Origin of the sequence: Hoeflea phototrophica DFL-43, assembly GCF_000154705.2 — a bacterium.
In the GTDB taxonomy this organism is placed as follows: Bacteria; Pseudomonadota; Alphaproteobacteria; order Rhizobiales; family Rhizobiaceae; genus Hoeflea; species Hoeflea phototrophica.
Genome location: NZ_CM002917.1, coordinates 2,275,199 through 2,300,400, shown reverse-complemented (window position 1 = coordinate 2,300,400; position 25,202 = coordinate 2,275,199). Strand labels below are relative to the sequence as shown.

The 25,202-nt window shown below is 59.8% G+C and carries 20 protein-coding genes; 13 read left to right on the top strand and 7 right to left on the bottom strand.

Annotation, left to right across the window (positions count from 1 at the left end; genetic code table 11):
• Nucleotides 1-6: 6 nt before the first annotated feature.
• Nucleotides 7-2,124: an ATP-dependent DNA helicase RecG gene (recG, locus tag HPDFL43_RS10920; RefSeq protein WP_007197393.1), complete on the bottom strand. Its 2,118-nt coding sequence runs from the start codon at nucleotides 2,122-2,124 to the stop codon at nucleotides 7-9.
• Between the two features lie 93 nt (nucleotides 2,125-2,217).
• Between recG and HPDFL43_RS10915 the strand changes: the two genes are divergently transcribed.
• Together HPDFL43_RS10915 and mfd are read left to right on the top strand one after the other, a co-directional pair.
• On the top strand, nucleotides 2,218-2,541 hold the full coding sequence (locus HPDFL43_RS10915; RefSeq protein ID WP_007197392.1) for a succinate dehydrogenase assembly factor 2: 324 nt from the start codon (nucleotides 2,218-2,220) through the stop codon (nucleotides 2,539-2,541).
• Nucleotides 2,538-6,044, top strand: a complete 3,507-nt coding sequence (gene mfd / locus HPDFL43_RS10910) for a transcription-repair coupling factor (RefSeq protein WP_007197391.1) — start codon at nucleotides 2,538-2,540, stop codon at nucleotides 6,042-6,044. Before HPDFL43_RS10915 ends, mfd begins: the two co-directional genes overlap by 4 nt.
• A gap of 128 nt (nucleotides 6,045-6,172) precedes the next feature.
• On the opposite strand, the gene HPDFL43_RS10905 is transcribed toward mfd, so the two are convergent.
• Complete coding sequence (locus HPDFL43_RS10905) at nucleotides 6,173-6,889, bottom strand: DsbA family oxidoreductase (RefSeq protein ID WP_007197390.1); 717 nt, start codon at nucleotides 6,887-6,889, stop codon at nucleotides 6,173-6,175.
• Nucleotides 6,890-6,940: 51 nt separating this feature from the next.
• Nucleotides 6,941-8,764: an extracellular solute-binding protein gene (locus tag HPDFL43_RS10900; protein ID WP_007197389.1), complete on the bottom strand. Its 1,824-nt coding sequence runs from the start codon at nucleotides 8,762-8,764 to the stop codon at nucleotides 6,941-6,943.
• Between the two features lie 285 nt (nucleotides 8,765-9,049).
• On the opposite strand from HPDFL43_RS10900, the gene HPDFL43_RS10895 reads away from it, so the two are divergent.
• Nucleotides 9,050-9,658 carry an invasion associated locus B family protein gene (locus HPDFL43_RS10895; protein ID WP_007197388.1) on the top strand — a complete coding sequence of 203 codons (609 nt, stop codon included), beginning with the start codon at nucleotides 9,050-9,052 and terminating at the stop codon, nucleotides 9,656-9,658.
• 104 nt (nucleotides 9,659-9,762) lie between these two features.
• Here the strand turns inward: HPDFL43_RS10895 and hspQ are convergent, their stop codons facing one another.
• A complete protein-coding gene (gene hspQ / locus HPDFL43_RS10890) occupies nucleotides 9,763-10,092 on the bottom strand; it encodes a heat shock protein HspQ (RefSeq protein WP_007197387.1) in 330 nt (109 codons plus the stop codon).
• A 148-nt stretch (nucleotides 10,093-10,240) separates the two neighbouring features.
• Here hspQ and HPDFL43_RS10885 point away from each other — a divergent pair, with 148 nt between their 5' ends.
• Nucleotides 10,241-11,206 (top strand): AEC family transporter, encoded by a 966-nt coding sequence (locus HPDFL43_RS10885; RefSeq protein ID WP_007197386.1) that lies wholly within the window; start codon nucleotides 10,241-10,243, stop codon nucleotides 11,204-11,206.
• Between the two features lie 23 nt (nucleotides 11,207-11,229).
• Here the strand turns inward: HPDFL43_RS10885 and HPDFL43_RS10880 are convergent, their stop codons facing one another.
• A complete protein-coding gene (locus HPDFL43_RS10880) occupies nucleotides 11,230-12,411 on the bottom strand; it encodes a UbiH/UbiF family hydroxylase (protein ID WP_007197385.1) in 1,182 nt (393 codons plus the stop codon).
• Between the two features lie 95 nt (nucleotides 12,412-12,506).
• Between HPDFL43_RS10880 and HPDFL43_RS10875 the strand changes: the two genes are divergently transcribed.
• The 8 genes from HPDFL43_RS10875 (at nucleotide 12,507) to HPDFL43_RS10840 (ending at nucleotide 20,914) form a co-directional block, all read left to right on the top strand.
• A complete protein-coding gene (locus HPDFL43_RS10875) occupies nucleotides 12,507-13,439 on the top strand; it encodes a DUF2182 domain-containing protein (RefSeq protein WP_040450095.1) in 933 nt (310 codons plus the stop codon).
• A 15-nt stretch (nucleotides 13,440-13,454) separates the two neighbouring features.
• A complete protein-coding gene (locus HPDFL43_RS10870) occupies nucleotides 13,455-14,072 on the top strand; it encodes a DUF1326 domain-containing protein (RefSeq protein WP_007197383.1) in 618 nt (205 codons plus the stop codon).
• Between the two features lie 55 nt (nucleotides 14,073-14,127).
• On the top strand, nucleotides 14,128-14,880 hold the full coding sequence (gene pcsA, locus HPDFL43_RS10865) for a phosphatidylcholine synthase (RefSeq protein WP_007197382.1): 753 nt from the start codon (nucleotides 14,128-14,130) through the stop codon (nucleotides 14,878-14,880).
• 21 nt (nucleotides 14,881-14,901) lie between these two features.
• Nucleotides 14,902-15,876, top strand: coding sequence for a quinone oxidoreductase family protein (locus HPDFL43_RS10860; protein ID WP_007197381.1), 975 nt, complete (start codon nucleotides 14,902-14,904; stop codon nucleotides 15,874-15,876).
• Nucleotides 15,877-16,193: 317 nt separating this feature from the next.
• Entirely contained in the window at nucleotides 16,194-17,786 is a 1,593-nt protein-coding gene (locus HPDFL43_RS10855) for an ABC transporter ATP-binding protein (RefSeq protein WP_040450094.1), read from the top strand.
• On the top strand, nucleotides 17,776-18,861 hold the full coding sequence (locus tag HPDFL43_RS10850) for an ABC transporter permease (protein WP_007197379.1): 1,086 nt from the start codon (nucleotides 17,776-17,778) through the stop codon (nucleotides 18,859-18,861). The genes HPDFL43_RS10855 and HPDFL43_RS10850 overlap by 11 nt, the downstream gene beginning before the upstream one ends.
• Nucleotides 18,861-19,781 (top strand): ABC transporter permease, encoded by a 921-nt coding sequence (locus tag HPDFL43_RS10845; RefSeq protein ID WP_007197378.1) that lies wholly within the window; start codon nucleotides 18,861-18,863, stop codon nucleotides 19,779-19,781. Before HPDFL43_RS10850 ends, HPDFL43_RS10845 begins: the two co-directional genes overlap by 1 nt.
• Before the next feature lie 53 nt (nucleotides 19,782-19,834).
• Nucleotides 19,835-20,914: a BMP family ABC transporter substrate-binding protein gene (locus HPDFL43_RS10840; RefSeq protein WP_007197377.1), complete on the top strand. Its 1,080-nt coding sequence runs from the start codon at nucleotides 19,835-19,837 to the stop codon at nucleotides 20,912-20,914.
• A gap of 86 nt (nucleotides 20,915-21,000) precedes the next feature.
• Here HPDFL43_RS10840 and HPDFL43_RS10835 read toward each other — a convergent pair whose 3' ends face one another.
• Both HPDFL43_RS10835 and HPDFL43_RS10830 read right to left on the bottom strand, forming a co-directional pair.
• Complete coding sequence (locus HPDFL43_RS10835; protein WP_007197376.1) at nucleotides 21,001-22,116, bottom strand: acyltransferase family protein; 1,116 nt, start codon at nucleotides 22,114-22,116, stop codon at nucleotides 21,001-21,003.
• A 104-nt stretch (nucleotides 22,117-22,220) separates the two neighbouring features.
• Complete coding sequence (locus tag HPDFL43_RS10830) at nucleotides 22,221-23,609, bottom strand: aspartate aminotransferase family protein (RefSeq protein ID WP_007197375.1); 1,389 nt, start codon at nucleotides 23,607-23,609, stop codon at nucleotides 22,221-22,223.
• Between the two features lie 137 nt (nucleotides 23,610-23,746).
• On the opposite strand from HPDFL43_RS10830, the gene HPDFL43_RS10825 reads away from it, so the two are divergent.
• Nucleotides 23,747-25,135, top strand: coding sequence for a glutamine synthetase family protein (locus tag HPDFL43_RS10825; RefSeq protein ID WP_007197374.1), 1,389 nt, complete (start codon nucleotides 23,747-23,749; stop codon nucleotides 25,133-25,135).
• Nucleotides 25,136-25,202 lie beyond the last annotated feature (67 nt).

Sequence of the window (25,202 nt, the reverse complement as noted above, 5' to 3'; positions counted from 1 at the left end):
TCGCGGTCAGCCTGCACGCAGGAACCGGATCGCCTCGTCCCTGCGCATGAGATAGAGCAGCATCCTGAGTGCGGCACCCCGCGGAGTGGCGAGCCCGGGATCGCTTTCGAGAACATTGCGGGCATCGGAACGGGCGATCTCCAGCAGATCGGCATGGGCCGACAAATTGGCGAGCCTGAAGCCCGGCATGCCTGATTGACGGGTGCCCAGGACTTCGCCTTCTCCACGCAGTTTGAGGTCTTCCTCGGCGATGCGGAAACCGTCCTCGGTTTCGCGCAGCACCGACAGGCGCGCGCCGGCGGTCTCGCCCAGCGGGCCGTGATAGAGCAGGATGCAGCTTGAAGCGCCTTCGCCACGGCCGACGCGGCCGCGCAGCTGGTGCAGCTGTGCCAGCCCGAACCGCTCGGCATGTTCGATCACCATGATGGTGGCGTCCGGCACATCGACGCCGACCTCGATCACGGTGGTGGCGACCAGGAGCCGGGTCTGGCCGGACTTGAAGGCGCTCATGGCGTGATCCTTGTCATCCGAACTCATCCGGCCATGGACGAGCGCAATCTGGTCCGCGAACTCCCGGCCAAAGGCCTCGACAAGGCTTGCATGGCGGCTTTCCACCGACATCAGGTCGCTCTCGTCGGAATCCTCGACCAGCGGACAGATCCAGTAAGCCTTCTTGCCGTCGCGCAAGGCGGCACGGAGCCGCTCGATGATGTCGCCGAGGCGCTCGTCGGGAATGGTGACGGTTGTTATCGGTTGCCGGCCTACGGGTTTTTCCGTGAGCTTGGAGACGTCCATGTCGCCAAACGCGGCCAGAACGAGGGTTCGCGGGATCGGTGTCGCGGTCATCACCAGCATGTGCGGCGCGGTTCCCTTGGCGGTCAGTCGCAAACGCTGATGCACGCCGAAACGGTGCTGCTCGTCGACCACGGCCAGGGTGAGGTTGTTGTAGACAACCGAGTCCTGAAACAGCGCATGGGTTCCCACGATGATCTGGGCCTCGCCGCTGGCAATGCGCTCGAGCAGTTCAGTGCGCTCGCGGCCCTTTGCACGCGCGGTTAGCACGACAACCTCGATGCCTGCTGCTGCGGCCATCTTCTCGATGGTGGCAAAATGCTGGCGGGCGAGGATTTCGGTTGGCGCCATCAGCACCGCCTGGCCGCCGGCTTCGACGGCGTCGGCCATGGCCAGCATCGCGACTGCGGTTTTCCCAGAACCGACATCGCCCTGAAGCAGCCGGAGCATCCGGTCCGAGCCGGCCATGTCGGCGAGAATTTCATCCACGGCTGTTGTCTGGCTGCCGGTTAGTGAAAAGGGCAGGGCGTCGAGCACGGCCTTTCGCACCCGTCCCTCGGCATTGACCGGATAGCCCGGCAGTTTGCGCAGGGTCTGGCGCACCAGCGCCAGCGAGAGCTGGCCCGCCAGAAGTTCATCATAGGCAAGCCTGCGCCGCGCCGGGGTCTGTGGCTCCAGATCCATGGCGCTTTCAGGGTGATGCAGTTGCCGGATCGCGTCGGCGACATCGGGAAAGCCGTTTTGTGCAACCAGATGCGGATCTGCCCATTCCGGCAAAACCGGCATCAATTCGATTGCTGCCTCGATGGATCGCCTGAGAAGTTTCGGTGAAAGACCCGCCGTCAGAGGATAGACCGGCTCGATCAGCGGCAGAGTGTGTGCGTCTGCCTCGGCGACGATGTGATCGGGATGGACCATCGAGGGACGGCCGTTGAACCATTCGACCTTGCCGCTGACCAGGACCGTCTCGCCCACCGGCAGGATCTTTTCGAGCCAGGCCTGTTTGGAATGAAAGAAGGTGAGGGCCATTTCGCCCGTGTCGTCATGCACATAGACCCGGTAGGGCACGGATCTGCGCCCCGGCGGAGACGGCTGATGGCGGTCCACCCGGACCTTCAGCGTCGCAATCGTGCCCTCGGGCGCTTCGGTGATGCCTGCGCGCATGGTGCGGTCGATCATCGAATGCGGTGGCAACAGCAGCAAATCGAGTGCACGGGTGTCTTCCGGCCCGTCCCGGCCGGTAACACGGGCCAGCGCTTCGGCCGATTTCGGGCCGATGCCGGGCAGGCTTTCGACAGGGACAAACAGCGGATCGAGTTCGAGCGGGCGCATTGGTTCTGTTGAACGGCAATTTTGCTGTGATGGCAAGGCTGACAATTCCTCAATTGCAGGATATGCAGTGGCACCAACAGACAAGGGATTTTCATGACCGGAACAACACGTTCGAGTGCAGACCTTGACCCCAGACGCCGCCGCATTCTGGTGCGCGCCTGGCGGCGGGGTATCCGCGAAATGGATCTGGTGATCGGTGGCTTTGCAGACGCTGAGATCGGCACGCTTGATGAAGCTGAACTCGATCAGCTCGAAGCTCTGATGGATGAGGATGACGGAGACATCCTCAAATGGGTAACGGGGGAAGCGGAAACGCCCGAGCGTTTCCGCACGGCCGTGTTTGAGCGGATGCGTGCCTATGTGCCGGATTTCGAGCCCGATCAACCCGGTGACAAGGGACAGGCACCGAAATCATGAAGACTGTCGTTCCGGTTTCGCAGGTGACTGGCGCTCACACGCCAGTGACACTTGCTGGCGTTCCTCAGGGGATGGAAGCTCTCGCGCTTGCCGAGATTGCCCGCGGCTCCGGCCCGCTGGCCCATATCATTTCCGACGGGCAGCGGATGGCGGATCTGGAGCAGAACCTTGCGTTCTATGCGCCCGATATTCCGGTTCTGACATTGCCGGGCTGGGATTGCCTGCCCTACGACCGGGTGTCCCCGGGCGCAGATGTTTCGGCACGCCGCCTGTCGGCGCTGTCCGCACTTGCAGATTTTGCCGACAATCCGCATCCGGCGATCGTGCTGGTAACGGTCAATGCGATGCTGCAGCGGGTTCCGCCCAAGGCGGTGGTGTCGGATCTCGGGTTTTCGGCGCGGGCGGGCAACCGGCTGAAGATGGAATCTCTGTCGGGGCGGCTGGCGCAGCAGGGCTTCGAGCGCGTCGAAACGGTACGTGAAGTTGGCGAATTTGCTGTGCGTGGCGGCATACTCGATGTGTTCGTGCCGGGTGCGGAAGAGCCGGTGCGCCTTGATTTCTTTGGCGACACGCTTGAAAGCATACGCAATTTTGATCCGGCAACACAGCGCAGCACGACACCTTCGAAGGAATTCTCGCTCAACGCCATGAGCGAAGTGACGCTCGAGCCGGAGACCATCAGTCGGTTTCGCCGCAATTATCTTGAAACTTTTGGTGCTGCGACCCGTGATGACGCGCTCTATGTCGCGATCAGCGAGGGGCGTCGTTATCCGGGGATGGAACACTGGTTGCCGCTGTTTCACGACGAGATGGCAACGGTGTTCGATTATCTCGCGGGTTTTCGTGTGTCCGGGGATCATATGCTCATGGAAGCGGCAGGCGAGCGCCGGGCGCAGATCCTCGATCATTTCGAGGCCCGGCAGACAGCCCAAAGCATCGAGAAGGGCAAGGGCGTACAGACAACGCCTTACAAGGCAATCCAGCCGGATCGGCTCTATCTCGACACACCGGAGCTGCAGGCATCACTTGACCAGCGCAATGCGATCCGGCTGACGCCCTTTCACGAACCTGAGAATTCCGCCCGGCGGGTCATCGATCTGCCCACAGCCACCGGCCCGCGCTGGGCCGCGGATGCGGAAGCCGATACTTCTGCCGAAGGTGCGCGGGTCAATCTGTTCGACAAGCTGGTGGCCCATGTCGGAACCAAGCGCAACGCTGGCCGCAAGGTGCTGGTGACGGCCTGGACCGAAGGCTCGCTCGACCGGTTGCTCCAGGTCACCGAGGAGCACGGGCTTGCCAGGGTGCGCCGGATCAACAGCCATGCCGAACTTGAAACCCTCAAGCCAGGCGAGGCTGCTGCGGCTGTGCTGGCCATTGAAGGCGGTTTCGAAATTGGGGATCTGGTCGTTATCGGCGAACAGGATGTTCTGGGTGACCGTCTGGTGCGCCGCGCCAAGCGCAAGCGCCGCGGCGCCGACTACATCTCGGAAGTTTCGGGGCTCGATGAAGGCAGCTACGTGGTTCATGCCGAACACGGCATCGGCCAGTTTATCGGCCTTCGTACCATCGAGGCCGCGGGCGCGCCGCATGCCTGTCTTGAATTGCATTATGCAGGTGACGCCAAACTGTTCCTGCCGGTGGAAAACATCGAACTTCTGACCCGCTATGGTTCGGACAGCGCCGAAGTGCAGCTTGACCGGCTGGGCGGCGTGGCCTGGCAATCGCGCAAGGCAAAGCTCAAGAAGCGGCTGCTGGATATGGCCGAGGGGTTGATCCGGATCGCCGCTGAACGGCACATGCGCGCGGCCCCCGTGCTGGGGGCGCCGGAAGGGCTCTATGACGAGTTTTCGGCGCGTTTTCCCTATGACGAGACCGAAGACCAGATGGCTGCGATCGAACGGGTGCGCGGTGATCTGGCCGAAGGGCGGCCGATGGACCGGCTGGTATGCGGAGATGTTGGGTTCGGCAAGACCGAAGTGGCACTGCGTGCGGCATTCATCGCCGCCATGAACGGCGTGCAGGTGGCGGTGGTGGTTCCGACAACATTGCTGGCGCGGCAGCACTTCAAGACGTTTACGGAGCGGCTGCGCGGCTACCCGGTGCGCATCGCGCAAGCCTCCCGCCTGGTGGGTGCGAAGGAGCTGGCGCTGACCAAGGCCGAACTTGCTTCGGGCAAGACCGACATTGTCGTCGGCACCCATGCGCTGCTTGGCTCGTCGATCCAGTTTGCAAATCTCGGGCTGCTGATCATCGATGAGGAACAGCATTTCGGGGTCAAGCACAAGGAACGGCTGAAGGAACTGAAGAGCGACGTGCATGTGCTCACGCTCTCGGCGACGCCGATTCCGCGGACGCTGCAACTGGCCATGACCGGCGTGCGTGAACTCTCGCTGATCACAACGGCGCCGGTCGACCGTATGGCCGTGCGGACCTTCATCTCGCCATTTGACCCGGTCACAGTGCGCGAAACGCTGATGCGCGAACATTATCGTGGCGGCCAGAGCTTCTATGTCTGCCCGCGGGTTTCTGATCTTGATGAGGTTGCTGCGTTTTTGCGGTCTGATGTGCCCGAGCTCAAGTTTGCCATCGCCCATGGGCAGATGGGGGCGGGCGAGCTCGATGACATCATGAACGCGTTCTATGACGGGCAGTATGATGTGCTGCTGTCGACCACCATCGTGGAGTCAGGCCTTGACGTGCCCACCGCCAACACACTGATCGTGCACCGGGCGGACATGTTTGGCCTGGCCCAGCTCTATCAGCTGCGCGGCCGAGTCGGCCGTTCCAAGGTGCGTGCTTTCGCGTTGTTCACGCTGCCGGTCAACAAGACGCTGACCGCAACGGCGGACAAGCGCCTCAAGGTGCTGCAGTCACTCGACACGCTTGGCGCGGGCTTCCAGCTCGCCAGCCATGATCTGGATATTCGCGGCGCGGGAAACCTGCTCGGCGAGGAACAGTCGGGCCACATCAAGGAAGTCGGCTTTGAGCTCTACCAGCACATGCTCGAGGAAGCAGTTGCCGAGGTGCGCGGCGAAGATGCCCATGTCGACACCGGCTGGTCGCCGCAGATCACCGTCGGCACGCCGGTGATGATCCCCGAGGACTATGTGCCGGATCTGCATCTCAGGCTGGGGCTTTACCGGAGGCTTGGCGAAATCACCGATGTTACAGATATTGACGGGTTCGGGGCCGAGATGATCGACCGCTTCGGGCCGTTGCCGATCGAGGTTCAGCACCTGTTGAAGATCGTCTTCATCAAGGCACTGTGCCGCAAGGCCAATGTCGAGAAGCTCGATGCCGGACCAAAGGGCGTGGTCGTCAATTTCCGCAACAAGGAGTTCCCCGATCCGGCGGCATTGGTCGGGCATATCTCCCGCCAGGGCAATATGGCCAAGATCCGACCCGATCAGAGCGTTGTGTTCATCCGAGACCTGCCGACGCCGGAGAAACGGTTGACCGGTGCCGCAGTGGTGATGACGCAGCTGGCCGAACTGGTCGGCTGATCCGTCAGACAATGCACGATCCGAAAGGAATAGCCCCGTTCGCAAGAGCGGGGCTTTGTTCTGGGAACCGGACGTGAGGTTCGTGAAATGCAGGTGCTCAGAGTGGCAGAACGGCTGCCGAACGACGCTCAGGCGTCGTTGTCTGCCTCCGGCGCAGCTTCGGGGTTGTTGAGCTTTTCCTGAGCTACCTTGCGCATGGCGTCGGCGAGCGCTTCCGCGGGCTGAGCGCCGACGACGGCATATTTCATATCGATGATGAAACAGGGCACGCCGGTTACACCCATCTGTCTTGCCTGATCGATTTCGGCGCTGACGGTGTCCTTGTCGGCTTCGCCTGCAAGCAGCCGCGCCACAATTTCCCGATCGAGCCCGGCTTCGGTTGCGGCTTCGATGAGGACCTCGTCGTCACCAATGTTTTTGCCGTCTTCGAAATAGGCCTTGAACAATGCTTCGACGGTCGCGTCCTGGGCGACGAGACCTTCCGAGCCGGCCCAGCGGATGACCCGGTGGGCATCAAGCGTATTGGCGGACGCCGGGATATCGTTGAGGGCAAAAGGGATGTTTTCTTCCACGCCGGCGGCATGAACCGGGGCATAGGCTTTTTCGGCGCCCTCGGGACCACCGAACTTGTCCTCGAGATACTGCTTCCGGTCCTTGCCCTGCTTGGGCAGCGTTGAATCAAGTTGATAGGGGCGCCAGCGCACCTCGACATCCATTTCCTTGCGGACATCGGCAAGTGCTGCTTCAAGCCGGCGCTTGCCGATGTAGCACCATGGGCACATCACATCCGAGACAACGTCGATCGTCAGGGCAGGTGCTGTGGTGAGGGTCGGTGTGGAGGTCATTGGATTGCCTTTCACGCCACGATCGGACGGTTTGTGTATTGGTGCCTGTGGTCAGCGTGCGGCTGTGGTGTCCCACCAGGCGGGAAGATAATAGCCATAGAGCGGTGCATCGCCTTCCGGCTCCGCGATGCGGCTGCGGTGAGCCACCCAGGATTTGCCCAGATGAAATGCTGGCACGACATAATAGCCTGCCAGCAGCACCCGGTCATAGGCGCGCACTGCGGAGCGGAAATCGTCCGCCGTGCGTGCATTGAGAAGCGCATCGATTGCCGCGTCAATGGCCGGGCTGGCTGCGCCGGCGAAATTGAAAGAGCCCTGGCGGTCCCGCGACGCGGATCCCCAGCGGTTGATTTGCTCGGCACCAGGCGACAGAGACGACGGGAATGATTTCATGATCATGTTGTAGTCGAAGGTCTGTGAGCGCTGCTGGTACTGAGCATCGTCGACCGTCCGGATCGACATATCGATGCCGAGAGCTGCGAGCGAACGCTGATAGGCGACGGCGAGTTTTTCCTGACCCTCGTTCTGAGTCATAAGCCCGAAGGTGAAGGGCTTTCCATCCGCATCGACCAGCTGCCCTTCGGCAATCCGGTAACCGGCCTCCTGGAGAAGGGTGTACGCCGCGCGCTGGATCTTCCGGTCCCGGCCGGATCCGTCGCTCACAGGCAATGTCCAGGTTCCCTCCATGATGCCGGCAGGAACGGCGTCCGGAAACGGGGTCAGGATTTCGCGTTCGCGCGCATCGGCCGGTTTGCCGTAACTGGAAAGCTCCGAGCCGTCCCAGAAGGAACGGGTGCGGGTGTACGCATTGTCGTAGAGGCTGCGGTTTGCCCATTCAAAATCGAAAAGAAGCGTAAGCGCCTTGCGGACCCTGACATCTTCGAACAAAGGGCTTCGGGTGTTGAAGACAAAGCCGTACATGCCGGAAGGGGTTTTCCGGTCGTATTCCTTGCGAACGATCTCGCCATTCTCGACAGCTGGAAAATCATAGCCCCGCGCCCAGTTGGTGGCACTGCCATCCGGATAGACGTCGAAAACACCCTTTTTGAAGGCTTCGAATTGAGCGGTTTCCGACAGGAAGTACTCGACCGAGATTTCATCATAATTGTCGATGCCGCGCTTGATCGGCAGGTCCTTCGCCCAGTAATCGTCGCGCCGCGTGTAGGTGATCCGTTCTCCGGGCTTGATCTCGCTGATCAGATAGGGGCCCGAGCCGACCCCCGGTTCAAGTGTCGACTGATCGAACGTCTCGGCGTCGGTCGCGTGTTTCGGCAGCACCGGCGACAGAGACAGGATCAAGGGATATTCCCGGTTCGATGTCTCGTTGAACGTGAAGCGCACCGAAAGATCGGAGACTTTCTCCATCTTTTCGACGCGGTTGAGACGGGTGGAGAAGGGCGGGCGTCCCTTGTCCCTGAGCAATTCCATGGTGAAGATGATATCGTCGGCTGTGACCGGCTTGCCATCCGACCAGCGCGCAGCCGGATTGAGATTGTATTGGATGAAACTGCGGTCCTCATCCCATTCCACGCTCTCGGCGAGCAATCCGTAAAGCGTGAACGGCTCGTCCTGCGAGCGCATCATCAATGTCTCGTATATCAGGTTGCCGTATTCCGGGTCGACAATACCGCGGGCATGGGTGCGCATGCTCCTTACGATGAACGGGCGAACGCTGTCGAATGTTCCGACCACGCCATAGGTGATCTTCCCGCCCTTGGGGGCGTCGGGATTGACGTAGGGAAGATGGGTGAAATCCGCGGGCAGTGCCGGTTCGCCATGCATGGCAATTGCGTGCACGGGTTCCGCCTGGGCCACCGCCACAGCGCCCAGCAGGCTTGCCAAAAGTGAAAACAACATCACCAGTTTTTGTCGCATCTTTGTTCCTTCGGGCCCGGCTTGGTGGGGGAATGGGTCGATTCCCTTGTGAGAAGATATAGGTGGAGACCTCATACGGCCATATTGCAGAACCATTCGGGCGGTTTTTTTGCTGCGCGAGCCATTCCCGGACTGGATATTGCGAACATCCCGCGTTAACAGGGAGCGGAGTAAGCCTTGCTGTCGCCGCAATTTCCGTGAAGAAGGCGCAGCTATGGGTAAAGGACGCGAATTCCGCGCGAACCGTTTGGCGCCAGACGCGCACTTCAGGAGAGTTGATATCCAATGAACGCAACCATCAAGACCGTTTTCGCAACCATCATGTCAGCTGGCCTCGCTGCTGCGTTCATGCCGGCAACCGCGTCGGCACAGGGTGCCAATCAGGGCTGGTACAAGACCTGCACCAAGCAGGAAGACAATGATGTGTGCATCGTTCAGAACATCATCACCGCGCCCACGGGTCAGCTGCTGACCGCTATCGGCCTGATCAGCATCACCGGCAAGGTCAACCGCATGCTGCTTCAGGTAACCGTGCCGACCGCGCGGCTGATCCAGCCGGGCATCAATCTGCAGGTTGATGGCGGACAGGCTCAGCGCGTCGAGTATCAGATCTGCATGCCCGAAACCTGCGTGGCGGAATCAGCGCTCACCGATGCAATGGTCAATTCCTTCAAGAAGGGTGGCGAGATGGTGCTGACATCGGTCAACTACCAGCGCACGCCGAACCCGCTGAAGATCTCGCTTGAAGGCTTCACCCAGGCTTGGGACGGCGAGCCGATTGCCCAGTCCGAGCTCCAGGAACGCCAGCGTCTGCTTCAGGAAGAAATGGCCAAGAAGGCCGAGGAAGCGCGCAAGAAGCTTGAAGAAGCGCAGGCAGCTGCCAAGAAGAACTGATCGAGAGCATCAGGCGAACATATTAAAAAACCCGGGGGCGGCAACGCTTCCGGGTTTTCTTTTTCCAGTATCCAGTCAGCTTGAAAGACCGATGCGGCAAAGGCTCAGTGACTGATCCGCTCTTTTGGCATGTAGACGCCGTCGATCTGGGTTTCGAAGAACTCGGCCAATTGCGGGTGGCGGATCGGATTTTCGCTGTCGTCGATCAACAGGTTCTGCTCCGACACATAGGCCACATATTCGGTGTCATCATTTTCCGCGAGCAGATGATAGAAGGGTTGATCCTTGCGCGGGCGCACATTCTCGGGAATGGCGTTCCACCACTCCTCGGTGTTGGCGTAGACCGGGTCAACATCAAAGATGACACCCCGGAAGGGGAAAATCCGGTGTTTGACGACCTGACCGATGGTGAACTTGGCAACTTTTAGCGACATGTCATTTCATCCTTTGACCCTAAAAGTGGGTTGCCGCGGGGAAAGTTCAACCGTCCGGGCTTGACGGAGGCCTTGAACAAACATAGCCCGAACAGATCTGCGGGTTGGGATCCATGGCGAGGCAGATACGTTCCAATGGGCTTCGATTATGGCTGAAATCGCAGGTTTGGTGTTACCTTTTTTTGGTCTGATCCTGCTCGGCTACATCGCTGCGCGGATCACCAGGCAGCCGCATGAAGCGATGGGCTGGCTCAACACCTTCATCATATATGTGTCGCTGCCGGCCCTGTTTTTCAAATTGCTGTCGCAGACGCCGATCGAACAGCTGGCGCGCTGGGACTATGTTCTGACCAGCATGGTGGTGACCTACACCGTGTTTGCGCTGGTGTTTGCCATTGCCATCCTGATCCGGCGCGCGAGCATCGGCGACGCGACGATCCAGGGACTGGCGGGAGCCTATGGCAATATCGGCTATATGGGACCGGGGATCGCCATCCTGGCATTTGGCGAACCGGCAGCGGTGCCGGTGGCGCTGATCTTCTGTTTTGAAAACATCATGCATTTCACCATCGCACCCATGATGATGGCGCTTGCGGGCGGTGACAACCGCGGCGCGGGCGCGTTGGCGCTCAGCGTGGTGCGCAAGATCGCCTTTCACCCATTCATCATCGCCACGGCCGTGGGGGTGGCAGCCGCCGCGATCCAGTTTGAGCCGCCGGTTCCGGTCGGGCGCCTGATTGACTATCTGGCGCAGGCCGCAGCGCCGTGTGCCTTGTTTGCCATGGGGGTGACGCTGGCGCTCCGGCCACTCAAACGGGTGCCGGTCGAGCTTGGTTTTATTGTTCCGATGAAGCTGATCGCCCATCCGGTGCTGATGTATCTCGGCCTGAGCCTGATCGGTGATTTTGACCCGGTCTGGGTCTATACGGCAGTGCTTCTGGCTTCATTGCCCACCGCCACAAATGTGTTTGTGATCGCCCAGCAATATTCGACCTGGGTCGAGCGGGCATCGGCGACGGTACTGGTGACAACCGTCAGCAGTGTTGCAAGCGTATCAGCTCTTTTGTGGCTGATCACGAGCGGCACCTTGCCACCGGACCTGTTTCCAAGCTGAACCCCCGGTGATTTCAGGGTTGTCTATTGGTTTAGGCCGCTCTTGCGCCATCCCGGTGTCATGCCTTCGCGCATCGCAAGAAGCCTGAGCGGTGGAATCGATGACAGGGCCACAAGGCCGCCGGCACGCAATGCCTGCATCGGCAGAAACGAACTCAGCAGTGCCCTGTTGAGCAGATCGACGCCTGCAGTGCGGCTGGTCACATCAATGCGACGCTTGCGGTTGTAGCTTTCCACTGCGCGCGGTGCCTGTTCAGGGCCGCCGGCTTCCCGCAGTGCGTCGATGGCCTGCCGGATATCGCGAAGCCCAAGATTGAGGCCCTGTGCGCCGATGGGCGGGAAGGCATGCCCGGTCTCGCCGACCAGCATGGTGCGGCCCGCGCCAAAGCGGGTGGCAATCAGGCTTGAAAGCGGCCAGGCCTGAGGTTCATTTTCAACCTCGACCGCGCCGAGGATGGACTGCATCCGGCGTTCGACTTCCGCGTTGAGTTGCTTGCGCGGGAGCGCCAGAATGTCATCGACCTGATCAGGCTTGACGGCCCAGACCAGGCTCGAGCGGTTGCCGGGCAGGGGCACTTGGGTGAATGGGCCTTGTTCGGTGTGAAACTCGGTCGAAACATCTCCGTGGCCAAAACGATGGCTGAAATTCATCACAAGCGCCGATTGCGGATAGGACCATGTCTTGACCCTAATTCCCATCGCTTCGCGCAGGGTCGAGTTGCGGCCATCGGCGGCCAGTGCGGCGGCGGCGCGGATCTCGGTTCCATCGTCGAGATACAGCAAAATCTCATCTTCGATCTTTTCGGCGGTGGTGAGAGATGCTTCGAAACGGCCGATCCTGCTTTCCGAGGCGGCTGCGGCATGGAGCGTGTCAAACAGCGGCTGGTTGGGGATGTTGTATCCGAATGCGTCGAGGTCGATTTCGGAGGAATGAAACGATACCGGGGGTGCGCGAAACAGACGGCTGGTGCCATCGAGAATGCGCATGGTGCGCAACGGCGCAGATGACGGACGAACCATATCCCAGACGCCGAGGCTGGAGAGCAGATCGAGCGATTCCGACAGCAATGCCGTGGTGCGGCCATCCTGGCGAGGCGGCTTGGGTGCGATGAATGCGACCCGCCAGCCTTCAGCGGCTGCCGCAAGTGCTGCGACCGTGCCGGCGAGACCGCCGCCAACCACGGCGATGTCGTAATGAGCCTGCATCTGTTTCACCCTTCAAATCATGATTGGCGATTGCCACGCCGCCACAACCTCCTTTACATCGCCATTGCTACCAACTCCATGGGATGAATTGGCGCATGTTAACGCCACGCAGCAGCAATGACCCGCTCGACGGCCGGTTCGATCATCTTGACCGGTCCGGCCGCGCCGTGGCTCAGCTGGCGCGCCGCCCTGTCTGGCCGGTCTTCGCGATGGTGGCGGTCACCACCGGTATTGCCTGGTGGTTCCTGTTCTCGATGGCTGGCGCGGTGGCTGAATTGTCCGGGTCGGCAAGGCCGTTGGGCCCAGGGATGGCGCTGATTGCTCAGTTCCTGCCTGTCGATGCCGGTTCTTTTGCCGCCAGGATTGCCGATCTGTGTCTTTCAGTTGACTCCGGCGCCTTGTTGCTTGGCAGTCCGGGTTTGGGGCTTTTTGCAGCATTGTTGATCATGTGGCTGGCGATGGCGGCGGCGATGATGCTTCCGACAGCGGCGCCGATGATTCGCACCTATGCCGAGATTGCCGACACCGCGGCTGCCCGCGGCGATCCCGTTGTGCACCCGCTGGTGTTGACTGGGGGTTATCTTGCGGTCTGGGCATTGGCGGCACTGGCTTTTGCGGCGGTTCAGTTGCTGGTCGGCGCGCTCAGTGGTGCAGGGGCAGCAGGTCCGGCTCAGGGTATGGTTGCGGGGCTGATCTTGATTTTGGCCGGTGCCTACCAGTTTTCAGCGCTCAAGGAGGCGTGTCTGACCAAGTGCCGCAATCCCTTCACAACCCTCTTTGCCCGTTGGCAGACGCGCGTTTCGGGCGTATTCAAACTGGGGATGGAGCAGGGTCTCTGGTGTCTCGGGTGTTGCTGGGCACTGATGCTGATCATGCTTGCAGTGGGCAGCATGAATGTGATCTGGATGGCGGCGCTGACGCTGCTTACGTTTCTTGAAAAAACCGGCAGCGGCCGCGTGACAAGTCGCCTCGTGGGCGCAATAGTGGGGCTTTGGGGAGTGGCGCTGATTTTCAGTTCAGCGGTCTGATAACGGGAGATTTGAATGGCTGATGTTGAATGGGCTTTGAAGGGCGAACTGGTGCTGTCATGCAATTGCACCGTCTTTTGCCCTTGCGTGCTTTCGCTTGGCCAGCATCCGCCGACCGAGGGCTATTGCCAGACCTGGGCGGGTTTCCGGATTGACAATGGCTTTTATGGCGACACCGATCTGTCGGGGCTGAATCTGGGCCTGATCATGGAGATCCCGGGATATATGAGCCGCGGAAACTGGACTGCCGGCCTGTTTGTCGACAAGCGCGCCTCGATCTATGCCACCAAGGCCTTCACCAAGATATTCACCGGCAAGGCCGGTGGCACCACCTCATTGCTTTCTATCCTGGTCGGGAATTTTCTCGGTGTTCAGCAGGAGCCGATCAGCTATGAGGTTGAGGGCAACAAGCGGATCGTCAAGATCCCCAAGATCATCGACGGGATCGTCGCACCGATTCCAGGCAAGAAAAACGGTGAGGACACCGTGATCTCGAATTCAGAGTACTGGATTGCGCCCGAAATCATCGTTGCCAAATCCGAGCGTTCCAAATTGCGGGCTTTTGGCCGAAACTGGAATTTTGCCGGCCGCTCGGCTGAAATCTGCGCGCTCGACTGGAGCGGACCGAACTGAAACAGGCCGTTCCGGTAAAAAAGCCATTTAACTTTCCAAGGAGGGCATTGGCGGCATGAAGCTTCCATTCAAGTACCGCCGCGTGCCTTATGCGGAGATACGGGCGTTTTCGGTCCACATACTCACGGCCAGTGGGTCGTTCATGGCGTTTCTGGCGCTTGTTGCGGCGGCTGAGGGCAGGTTTGTCGATCTTTGGTGGTGGCTGGGGCTGGCGCTGCTGATCGACGGCATAGACGGGCCGATCGCACGCAAGCTCAATGTCAAGGAAGTCCTGCCGAACTGGTCGGGCGTCATGCTCGACAATGTGATCGATTACGTCACTTATGTGCTGATTCCTGCGTTCGCGCTGTATCAGAGCGGAATGATCGGGGAGACATTGTCGTTTGTTGCGGCGGGTCTGATCGTGGTTTCGAGTGCAATCTACTATGCCGACACTGGCATGAAGGTTGAAGAGAACTTCTTCTCCGGGTTTCCGGTGGTGTGGAACATGCTGGTGTTTACGCTGTTCGTGATCAAGGCCTCGGAATTGGTTGCTTTCGGCATCGTTCTGGTTGCCGTGGTCATGACATTCCTGCCCATCAATTTCCTCCACCCGGTCCGTGTGGCACGGTTGCGGCCGCTCAATCTGACCGTGTTCGGAATCTGGTCGGTGCTTTCGGGCTACGCCCTGCTGCTGCACTTCGACAGTCCGGACTGGCTTATGTGGTCGGTGATGTTGACGGGAGCCTATTTGTTTGTGATTGGGGGGATCATGCAGATGTTCCCAAATCTGGGTCGGCGATCATCGGTTGATCAACAAATACAGTGATTTCAGAGAAAGGTTTGGAACATGAAGGCGATCGTTGTTTCCACTCATGGCGGACCCGAAGTTCTTGAATGGCGCGACCATGCAACCGGTGCGCCCGGCCCCGGCGAAGTGCTGATCCGTCAGGAGGCTGTCGGGCTCAATTTCATCGATGTCTATTTTCGGACCGGGCTCTATCCGGCGCCCAACGGCATGCCTCTGGTGCCGGGAAATGAAGGGGCCGGCGTGGTTGAAGCGATCGGCGAGGGTGTGACCACGCTTAAGATCGGCGACCGGGTTGCCTATGCCGGGCCGATCGGCGCCTATGCGCAACAGCGCGTGATCGCCGCGGACCGACTGGTCAAGGTGCCTGACGAAATCGCGCTGGACGTTGCTGCGAGCATGATGCTCAAGGGGATGACCGCCGAATATCTGCTCAGGCGCACATTCGAGGTGAAGCCAGGTGATACGATCCTGTTTCACGCTGCCGCGGGTGGCGTTGGCCTGATTGCCGGACAATGGGCCAAGGCTCTTGGCGCCACCGTCATTGGAACGGTTGGCTCGGCTGAAAAGGCCAAACTCGCAAGCGCCAACGGCTATGATCATGTGATCAATTACCGTGAGGACGATTTTGTCGCGCGGGTCAAGGACATCACCGGCAGCAAGGGTGTCGACGTTGTCTATGATTCGGTGGGCAAGGACACGTTTCCCGGTTCGCTCGATTGCATAAGGCCGCGCGGCATGTGGGCGAGCTTTGGCCAATCATCCGGACCGATCGAGCCGTTCAACATCGGACTTCTTTCCCAGAAGGGCTCGCTGTACGCAACGCGGCCAACGCTTTTCACCTACATCGCCAGCCGTGCCGAACTCGAAGCGTCTGCGGGCGCGCTGTTTGACGTGGTGGCAAAAGGTGATGTGAAGATCGAGATCAATCAGCGTTACCCGCTGGCCGAGGCGGCACGTGCGCACAGCGATCTTGAGGGGCGAAAAACCTCCGGCACCACGGTTCTGTTGCCCTGAGCAACGACGCATGGACTGTGGCAGGGTTTGAAACAGTCTCTGGAAAATATTGAAAAGCTATCGCTTTCGTTGGTTTGTGCGGAAGATGAGCATTGTGCTTTCTTGATATTGCTGGAGAATTCCGGCCAGGATGCACTGGGTGCAATGCACAATAATTGACGTTGATAACATCCGCCGCCGCCGCCGGGTCCGGGCCAAGTCGCTTGAATTTCGAGTTGATATGGTGAAGCTTGTTTTGTGAGCAAGCTGCGGGAAAGCCGAATGTTTGTGCATTGCTGCAAATGGGCTTGCTTCATGGGGGTGACGTGGAAAATCAAATGACCGACGGGGCGCCGCCGCAAACGCCTGTGCTCGATGGCCCATTGCTTGAAACAAGGGGGCTGACCAAGGTCTTTGGAAGCCTGCGCGCGTGCGACGCGATCGATCTGGCGATCGCACCGGGCGAGGTTCATGCGCTTCTGGGCGAAAACGGCGCCGGGAAATCGACGCTGGTCAAGATGCTGTTTGGCGTTCTTGACCCCAGTGGCGGGGACATCTTGTGGAAGGGCAAGCCGGTGAAGATCGGCAGTCCGGGCCAAGCGCGTGCCACGGGCGTGGGCATGGTGTTTCAGCATTTTTCGCTGTTTGAAGCGCTCACCGTCGCGGAAAACATCGCGCTCGCGCTTGATGGCAATGTGCCGATTGACCGGATCTCGGAGGAAGCGCGGCGGCTGTCGATCGAATATGGATTGCCGCTGGATCCATCCGCCCATGTGGCGGATCTGTCGGTTGGCGAACGCCAGCGCATCGAAATCGTCCGCGCACTGCTGCAGAATCCTGAATTGATCATTCTTGACGAGCCGACCTCGGTGCTGACGCCGCAGGAAGCCGACAAGCTGTTTGAAACGCTGGCCAAACTCAAGGCGGAAGGCCGGTCGGTTCTCTATATCAGCCATCGTCTCGAGGAGGTGCAACGCATCTGCGACCGGGCCACGGTTCTGCGCCACGGCAAGGTCACCGGCGCCTGCGATCCACGCCAGGAGACACCGTCGTCGCTGGCGCGGATGATGGTCGGTGGCGAAGTGGCAGAGATTTCCGGCGCAGGTCTGGGTGAACCGGGTGATCTTCTGATTGAAATCAACAAGCTGAGTGCACTGGCGCGCTCGCCCTTCGCGGTGGCGCTCAAGGACATAGACCTGTCGGTGTCCGCCGGCGAAGTGGTGGCCATCGCCGGAGTTGCCGGAAATGGGCAGAGCGAATTGTTCGACGTGCTTTCGGGTGAAGAGCGCGTGGATGATGCCAATGCGATCAGGATCCGGGGAGAAGCTGTTGGCCGCAAAGGGATCACCGAGCGCCGGCTGATGGGCTGTGGATTTGTGCCTGAGGAACGGCATGGCCATGCGGCTGTCACCAACCTGCCCCTGACGGGCAATCTGGTGCTGTCGCGCCACACATCAGACCGCCGCGCGTTCCTTTCGGGCGGCCCGTTGGGGTTGATCAACACGGCTTCAGTGGCCAAGGCGACGAAACGCATCTGTGAAGACATGGATGTGCGCAAGTCCGGCGACGATCCGGCCGCCGGTTCGCTGTCGGGCGGGAATCTGCAGAAGTTCATCGTCGGACGCGAACTTGACCGGCAACCGGTGGTGCTGGTGGTCAACCAGCCGACATGGGGCGTTGATGCCGGAGCTGCGAGCCGGATCCGCCAGGCCCTGATCGATCTTGCCAAGAGTGGCTCTGCGGTTGTGGTGATCAGTCAGGATCTCGACGAGGTCTTCGAGATTGCAAGCCGCATCGCTGTGATCAATGAGGGGCAGCTTTCGGCACCGGAACCGGCCGGAACCATGACCCGCGAACGCATCGGATTGCTGATGGGCGGGTTCCATGATGGTAAGGGCCAGGCCCATGCGGAGGCCAGCCATGCGCATTGAACTGAAGAAGCGCGAAGGCCTGTCGGCGCTGTTCTCAATCCTGTCGCCATTCATTGCGCTCGGACTGACACTGATTGCCGGTGTCATCCTGTTTCTGGTGTTGGGCAAGGACCCGGTCAAGGCGCTCTACAGCTTCTTTATCGAACCGCTGACCGAAGTCTGGTCACTGCATGAACTTGCGATCAAGGCCGCACCGCTGATCCTGATCGCGGTCGGGCTTTCGGTCTGCTACCGATCGAACAACTGGAACATCGGTGCTGAGGGTCAGTTCATCATCGGCGCCATGGCCGGCTCGATTGTGCCGGTGGTGTTCCACGGCTGGCAATCGCCGCTTGTTTTGCCGCTGATGCTGGTTTTCGGCATGATTGGTGGTGCGGCCTATGCGGCAATCCCGGCGTTCTTGAAGGCCCGGCTCAACACCAACGAGATCCTCACCAGCCTGATGCTGGTATACGTGGCGCAATTGCTGCTCGACTGGACAGTGCGCGGACCATGGCGCAACCCCGAAGGCTTCAATTTTCCCGAAACCCGGAATTTTCATGATTATGCGGTGCTGCCTCGGATCATAGAGACAGGCAAGACCCATTGGGGCTTCGCCTTCGCGCTGATTGCGGCTGTGGTGTTGTGGTTTATCATGCGGCGGACGCTGAAGGGTTTCGAGATCAGCGTGCTGGGCGAATCTGCGCGGGCAGGGCGGTTTGCCGGTTTTTCCGACAAGAAGATGGTCTATTTCGCCTTCATCGTCTCCGGCGCGCTTGCAGGTCTTGCTGGCATTTCGGAGGTTTCCGGTGCAATCGGGCAATTGCGCCCGACAATTTCGCCGGGTTACGGCTTCACGGCGATTATCGTGGCGTTTCTTGGGCGCCTCAATCCGCTGGGCATTGTCGCCGCCGGTCTCATCCTGGCGCTGACCTATCTTGGCGGCGAGGCGGCGCAGATTTCCATCGGCATCACCGACAAGGTGACGCGCCTGTTCCAGGGGCTGCTTTTGTTCTTCGTGTTGGGTTGCGACACGCTGATTCACTACCGCATCCGGTTCATTACCGGCGCGGCGCAAAAAGGAAGTGCCGCGTGATGGATATGACCCAGGCCATTATCCTCACCATCATGACCGCTGCGACGCCATTGCTCCTGGCAGCCATCGGCGAATTGGTTGTGGAACGCTCGGGCGTGCTCAATCTCGGCGTCGAAGGCATGATGATCATGGGGGCTGTTGCAGCCTTTGCCGTGGCGCAGATCACCGGATCGGCAGGGCTCGGCGCAATCAGCGGTTTGATCGCCGGATTGCTGTTTTCGCTTCTGTTCGGTTTCCTTACACTGACACTGGTGGCCAACCAGGTCGCCACCGGGCTTGCCCTGACAATCCTCGGGCTTGGTCTCTCCGGCATGATCGGCGAGGCCTTTATCGGGCTTCCCGGTCTGAAGCTTGCGGCGATCGAAATCCCAGCTCTCTCGCAGATCCCGTTCATCGGACCGATCCTGTTCAAACAAGATCCGATTTTCTATGTCTCGATCCTGGCGGTCATCGGAGTGAACTGGTTCCTGTTCAAGAGCCGCGCGGGTCTGCGGCTCCGCGCCATTGGCGATAATCATTCCTCGGCCCATGCATTGGGCGTGAAGGTGGTGCGCACGCGTTATCTTGCGGTGATGTTCGGCGGTGCCTGTGCGGGGCTGGCCGGGGCGCATCTATCGCTGGTTTACACGCCGCAATGGGTGGAGAACATGACTGCCGGGCGCGGCTGGATCGCGCTGGCGTTGGTGGTGTTTGCCTCATGGCGGCCAACCCGGGTTCTGGCGGGGGCCTATCTGTTCGGGGCGGTCTCCATCGGGCAGCTTCACGCCCAGGCGCTTGGGCTTGGAATACCCTCGCAGTTCCTTTCAGCTCTTCCCTATCTCGCCACGATTGCGGTACTGATAATCATATCGCTGAATCGCAGGATGACGCTGATCAACACGCCGGCTTCCCTCGGCAAATCCTTTGTCCCGGAGCGGTAGCGAAGAAAACCGCCGGACAGAATGTCAACAACCAACCAGACAGGGTGCAACTCATGAACAAAATTCTTCTTTCCCTCGCTGCGGCCACCGTGCTTGCTGGCTTTGCCGTGCCGGCCAGCGCTGCAGGCATGGACAAGGTCAAGGCCTGTTTCGTCTATGTCGGACCCATTGGTGATTTCGGCTGGTCCTACCAGCACGACCAGGGGCGCCTTTATGTGGAAGAAAAGCTCGGCGACAAGGTGGAAACCGCCTATCTCGAGAGTGTGCCTGAAGGCGCTGATGCTGAGCGTGCGATCGAACGTTTCGCGCGTTCGGGCTGCAACATCATCTTCACCACCTCCTTTGGCTACATGGACCCGACCAACAAGATTGCCAAGGATTTTCCGGATGTGAAGTTCGAGCACGCCACGGGCTACAAGCGCGAGCACCCCAATGTCGCAACTTACGATTCCAAGTTCTTCCAGGGCCGGTATGTGATCGGTCAGATCGCAGGCAAGATGTCGAAGACCGGCACCGCCGGCTACATCGCATCGTTCCCGATCCCGGAAGTTGTGCAGGGCATCAACTCCTTCATGCTCGGCGCGCAGTCGATCAATCCAGATTTCAAGATGAAGGTTGTGTGGGTCAACACCTGGTTTGACCCGGGCAAGGAAGCCGACGCTGCCAAGGCACTGCTTGATCAGGGCGCGGACATTCTCACCCAGCACACCGATTCCACGGCCCCCATGCAGGTGGCTGCGGAGCGCGGTGCCATGGCCTTCGGTCAGGCTTCAGACATGATTGCATTCGGTCCGGAAACCCAGCTGACGTCGATCATCGACGATTGGGGCCCGTATTACCTTGAGCGGGTCGAAGCCGTGCTCGAAGGCACATGGGAGCAGGCAGCAACCTGGGGTGATATGGCCAATGGCCATGTGGTGATGGCGCCTTACACCAACATGCCAGACGATGTGAAAGCCATGGCCGAGGAAACCGAAGCCAAAATCACCTCCGGCGAGTTTCATCCCTTCACCGGGCCGATCATGAAGCAGGACGGATCCGAGTGGTTGGCTGACGGCGTTGTTGCTGACGATGGCGTGCTCGCCGGCCTCAATTTCTACGTCAAGGGCATCGACGATCAGTTGCCGCAGTAATCTGGGCAGGCAAGTCCAGCATTGATTTGAAGGATCGGGGGCGGCCGCAAGGACCGCCCCCCTCTCGTTCCGGCCCGTTTTTGGTGTTATTCCGCCGGAACTATCTCGGATCTGCCGGTGCGAGGCAGAAAGCGTGCAGCCGGGTGGAAGAGGCTGCGGACAATGCTGCGGCCGCGGGGTTCGACAAAACTGTAGATCCACCAACTTACGCCAAGTGAGACAACGGTCGCGAGTGCGACTGCAATCCACTTTCCGACACCCGGCGTGGCCACATTGATCAGGATGTAACCGGCGTTCTGGTGGATCAGATAAAGCGGATAGCTGATACCGCCCAAGGCCAGACCCCATGGTTTTGGCGACACGAAGCGGCCAAACAGCACGGCGCCGAGAAACACTGCGACAATGGCCAGATTGCCAAGCGCCAGTTGGGCTGCCGAGCCGGCCTCGCCAATGCGGACCAGCAGATCAAGCCGCTGCACTTCGGCGGCTTGAAAGGTCATGGCCAAGGCGACCGCCGCCAGTGTCAGCCGCAAAGCGCTCACTCCCTCGCCAGTAAGGCGCCAGGCCATCGCACCCAGGGCGAAGTAGGCACCGTATTCGGTGAGAAACAGAAGTTCCGCCGGGCGCGAGCCGATCAGCAGGTTGTTGAGGCAGATCAGGGCAAGCCAGGCGGCCACCGCCAGATCTGTGTGGCGCGGCAATACACCGGTGAACAGCCCGATCATGACCCATCCATAGAAGATTATCTCGATTACGATCGACCAATAGGCGCCATCCATGAAGGGCTGGCCGAACATTGGTGCAAGCATGGTAAGATTGGCGATCCAGTGACCCAAGTCCGTCGTCATCGGCGCCTGTGCCCACCATGCCGTCGCAAGCGCGGTGATGGTCATGGCAACCAGATGCGCGGGGTAGAGCCGCGCTACGCGGCCGACTGCGAAGCCGTACCAGTCGCGGCCCGAGGCCGACCATATGATCACGTAGCCGGAGATCATGAAGAACAGATTGACCCCGAGATACCCAAGTGAAATGGCATCACCGGCAGCACCATACCCTTCGATGAGGTATCCGCCCTCGGCAGCGCCGCGGTAAAGAAAATGATAGAGAACCAGCATCAGGGCTGCGCCAAAGCGCAACAGGTCAAGCAGACCGTTGCGATCGCCAGACAGGCCCTGCTTGTCGTTTGAAGTCGGGTTTCGCATGCTGATCTCCTTTTCGAGACCAGTGATGTATAGCGGAAATGGAAATGCCGGGCTTGATAACCCGGCGTTAAGCTTAAGTGTAAAGGTTAAATCCTGGGGTGCTTTCAGGCGAGGCCGTGCTTGCGAACGGTGCTCCACGCGTCATCAAGGGTCTTGTGGGCGCGGGCGATCAGCTCGTCAGTTTCTTCCTCTGTGATGGTAAGAGGTGGCGAGATGATCAGGCTGTCGCGCACTGCGCGCATGACGAGGCCGTTGGCAAAGGAATGATCGCGGGCAATGGTGCCGACCTTGCCGACATCGCCGAAACGCTTCATCAGGTCTTTCTTGTCGGGGATCAGTTCAAGTGCACCAACCAGGCCCTTCATCCGTGCTTCGCCGACCATCGGATGATCGCCAAGGCCAAGCCAACGCTCGCGGAAATAGGGGCCGATCTGATCACGGACGCTGTCCACCAGTTTCTCGCGTTTCATGATGGTGAGATTGGCGATCGCTGCCGCACAGGCTGCGGGATGACCGGAATAGGTGTAGCCGTGGTAAAATTCTCCGCCCTTTTCGTGCAGCACATCGGCCACCCGGTCAGACACGATCACCCCGCCCATCGGCAGATAGCCTGACGTCATGCCCTTGGCGATTGCCATCAGGTCGGGTTTGGTGCCGTAGGTGTCGGCACCGAACCACTCGCCGGTGCGGCCGAAACCGCAAATGACTTCGTCGGAAACAAACAAGATGTCGCGTTCCTCCAGGATCCGGCTGACTTCCGGCCAATAGGTCGTGGGCGGAATGATGACGCCGCCGGCCCCCTGGATCGGCTCGGCAATGAAGGCGCCGATCTTGTCTTCGCCGATCTCGTCAATGGCGCGCGCAAGTTCGCGTGCGGCCCAGATCCCGAATTCATCTTCGCTCATGCCAGACTGCATGCCTTCCCCGAACCAGTAGGGCTGGGCGATGTGATGGATGCCGGAAATTGGAAGATCACCCTGCTCATGCATCCCGCCCATGCCGCCCAGCGACGCGCCGGCGACCGTGGAGCCGTGATAGGCGTTCTTGCGGGCTATGATGGTCTTCTTTTCAGGCTTGCCCATCAGATCCCAGTAGTATCGAACCAGGCGGAAAATGGTGTCGTTGGCATCGGATCCCGAGCCGCCGTAAAACACCATGTTCATGTGATCGGGTGCCAGATCCGCAATCATTTCAGAAAGTTCGATCACCGGCGGGTGGGTCGTCTTGAAAAAGGTGTTGTAGTAGGAGAGTTCGCTCATCTGGGCGCGGACTGCTTCGCCGATCTCCTGTCGGCCATGGCCGACATTGACGCACCATAGCCCCGCCATCCCGTCGAGGAGACGATTGCCATCGGAATCCCAAAGCCAGACTCCGTCCGCGCGTGTGATAACCCGTCTTTCATCAACGCCCAACGCACCATGATCCGTGAAGGGATGGAGGTGGTGCTTGTGATCCAAAACCTTGAGATCATGAGATGACACATTGACGCGCATTGGTTTTTTCCTGATTGGTTTGTTGGCAGGGTCAGTCGCAAATGTGTTTGACCCTGAAATGACTGTGTGCACAGATTTAACGCGCGGACAAGCGCAGCAAGCGATGCCCCAGAGGCAATTGAGAGTCCTGAAGGGACATGGGTGATACGATGCGCGAGAGCGCCACGAACGAGAGCATTAAACCCGAACTTCCAACCAACGAAGAGGCAGAACAGTTTCTGGCCGGAAACCCGGAACTCGAATCGGTAGAGTTTCTGATCCCGGACATCAATGGTGTCATGCGTGGCAAATGGGGTCCGACGGAAGCGCTGGCAAAAATCGCCTATCCGGGGATCAATATGCCGTTGTCGATCTTCGGGCTCGACATCTGGGGCAGGGAGGTCGAATCCACCGGCATTCATATCGAGACCGGCGATACCGACGGCTATTGCCGCGCGATCCCGGGCCGCATCAACCGCGCGCCCTGGTCGCCCCGTCCTTCGGCGCAGGTGCTGATGTCGATGTACACCGAAACGGGTGAACCCTGCGAAATCGATCCGCGCAATGCGTTGCAGCGTGTGGTCGACCGGTTTACCGCAAAGGGATTGAGGCCGGTTACCGCGTTTGAACTTGAATTCTACCTTGTCGACCCGGCGGTGTTTCAGCGCTCCGGCCGGATGGGCAAGGATCAGGGCCCTGGCCCGGACCAGCAACAGATGTATTCGCTCTCGGAACTGCGAGGCCAGAGCGACCTGTTTGCCGAGATCCGTTCCGCAGCGATTGATCAGGGCCTGCCGATTGATACCATCATCAAGGAGGCTGCGCCGGGCCAGTTCGAGGTCAATCTCAAACACCGCGATGATGCCATGGCGGCTGCAGATGACACTGTGCTGTTGCGGCGCCTGATCGCCGAATGCGCGCACAAGCACGGACTGCGCGCCACCTTCATGGCTAAGCCCTTCCTGGAATGGCCGGGCAATGGAATGCATGTGCATGCAAGCATCATTGACGCCAATGGCGACAATATCTTCGCGGGCGAAGATGGTGACCAGCGGCTGCAACATTCGGCTGCAGGGCTGCTGGCAACGCTCAAGGACACACTGCTTCTCTATATTCCAGGATTTAACGGCTACCGGCGCCTGCAGGCAGGTTCCTATGCGCCGACACGGATTGCGTGGGGACGCAACAACCGTTCGGTCGTGGTCCGGGTGCCTGCCTCTGACGAGAAGGCAAGGCGTCTGGAACATCGCATGTCGGGTGCTGATGCCAACCCCTATTTCGTGCTTGCGGGTGTTCTGGGGGGCATGCTCGAGGGAATGGAGGCGGCGATGGCGCCACCGCCGCCGGTGGAAGGCAACGCCTACAATGTGCCGCTGCCTCAACTCTCGGACGACATGGATGATGCGATCGAGGATTTCGAACGTTCGGATTTTATCCGGCGGCTGTTCGGCCCTGAACTGCGGCGCATCTTTGCCGAGATCAAGCGCGAGGAGTTGAAAGCTTTCGACAATGAAATCACGCCGCTGGAGCGTTCCACCTATCTGTGAATTTGTCGCAGCCTGACGGTTCGTTGAACGGTTGGAATCCCGGTCGTATAGTTTAAATAGTCGTTCA

Bases quoted from the DNA above. Each gene is read 5' to 3' on its own strand.
- HPDFL43_RS10835 (WP_007197376.1), bottom strand. From the start codon at position 22,116: ATGCGAAACCCGACTTCAAACGACAAGCAGGGCCTGTCTGGCGATCGC.
- HPDFL43_RS10870 (WP_007197383.1), top strand. From the start codon at position 13,455: ATGGCTGATGTTGAATGGGCTTTGAAGGGCGAACTGGTGCTGTCATGC.
- HPDFL43_RS10875 (WP_040450095.1), top strand. From the start codon at position 12,507: ATGTTAACGCCACGCAGCAGCAATGACCCGCTCGACGGCCGGTTCGAT.
- HPDFL43_RS10830 (WP_007197375.1), bottom strand. From the start codon at position 23,609: ATGCGCGTCAATGTGTCATCTCATGATCTCAAGGTTTTGGATCACAAG.
- HPDFL43_RS10860 (WP_007197381.1), top strand. From the start codon at position 14,902: ATGAAGGCGATCGTTGTTTCCACTCATGGCGGACCCGAAGTTCTTGAA.
- HPDFL43_RS10905 (WP_007197390.1), bottom strand. From the start codon at position 6,889: ATGACCTCCACACCGACCCTCACCACAGCACCTGCCCTGACGATCGAC.
- HPDFL43_RS10825 (WP_007197374.1), top strand. From the start codon at position 23,747: ATGGGTGATACGATGCGCGAGAGCGCCACGAACGAGAGCATTAAACCC.
- HPDFL43_RS10855 (WP_040450094.1), top strand. From the start codon at position 16,194: ATGACCGACGGGGCGCCGCCGCAAACGCCTGTGCTCGATGGCCCATTG.
- recG (WP_007197393.1), bottom strand. From the start codon at position 2,124: ATGCGCCCGCTCGAACTCGATCCGCTGTTTGTCCCTGTCGAAAGCCTG.
- HPDFL43_RS10900 (WP_007197389.1), bottom strand. From the start codon at position 8,764: ATGCGACAAAAACTGGTGATGTTGTTTTCACTTTTGGCAAGCCTGCTG.
- pcsA (WP_007197382.1), top strand. From the start codon at position 14,128: ATGAAGCTTCCATTCAAGTACCGCCGCGTGCCTTATGCGGAGATACGG.
- HPDFL43_RS10915 (WP_007197392.1), top strand. From the start codon at position 2,218: ATGACCGGAACAACACGTTCGAGTGCAGACCTTGACCCCAGACGCCGC.
- hspQ (WP_007197387.1), bottom strand. From the start codon at position 10,092: ATGTCGCTAAAAGTTGCCAAGTTCACCATCGGTCAGGTCGTCAAACAC.
- HPDFL43_RS10845 (WP_007197378.1), top strand. From the start codon at position 18,861: ATGGATATGACCCAGGCCATTATCCTCACCATCATGACCGCTGCGACG.
- HPDFL43_RS10885 (WP_007197386.1), top strand. From the start codon at position 10,241: ATGGCTGAAATCGCAGGTTTGGTGTTACCTTTTTTTGGTCTGATCCTG.
- HPDFL43_RS10850 (WP_007197379.1), top strand. From the start codon at position 17,776: ATGCGCATTGAACTGAAGAAGCGCGAAGGCCTGTCGGCGCTGTTCTCA.
- HPDFL43_RS10840 (WP_007197377.1), top strand. From the start codon at position 19,835: ATGAACAAAATTCTTCTTTCCCTCGCTGCGGCCACCGTGCTTGCTGGC.
- mfd (WP_007197391.1), top strand. From the start codon at position 2,538: ATGAAGACTGTCGTTCCGGTTTCGCAGGTGACTGGCGCTCACACGCCA.
- HPDFL43_RS10880 (WP_007197385.1), bottom strand. From the start codon at position 12,411: ATGCAGGCTCATTACGACATCGCCGTGGTTGGCGGCGGTCTCGCCGGC.
- HPDFL43_RS10895 (WP_007197388.1), top strand. From the start codon at position 9,050: ATGAACGCAACCATCAAGACCGTTTTCGCAACCATCATGTCAGCTGGC.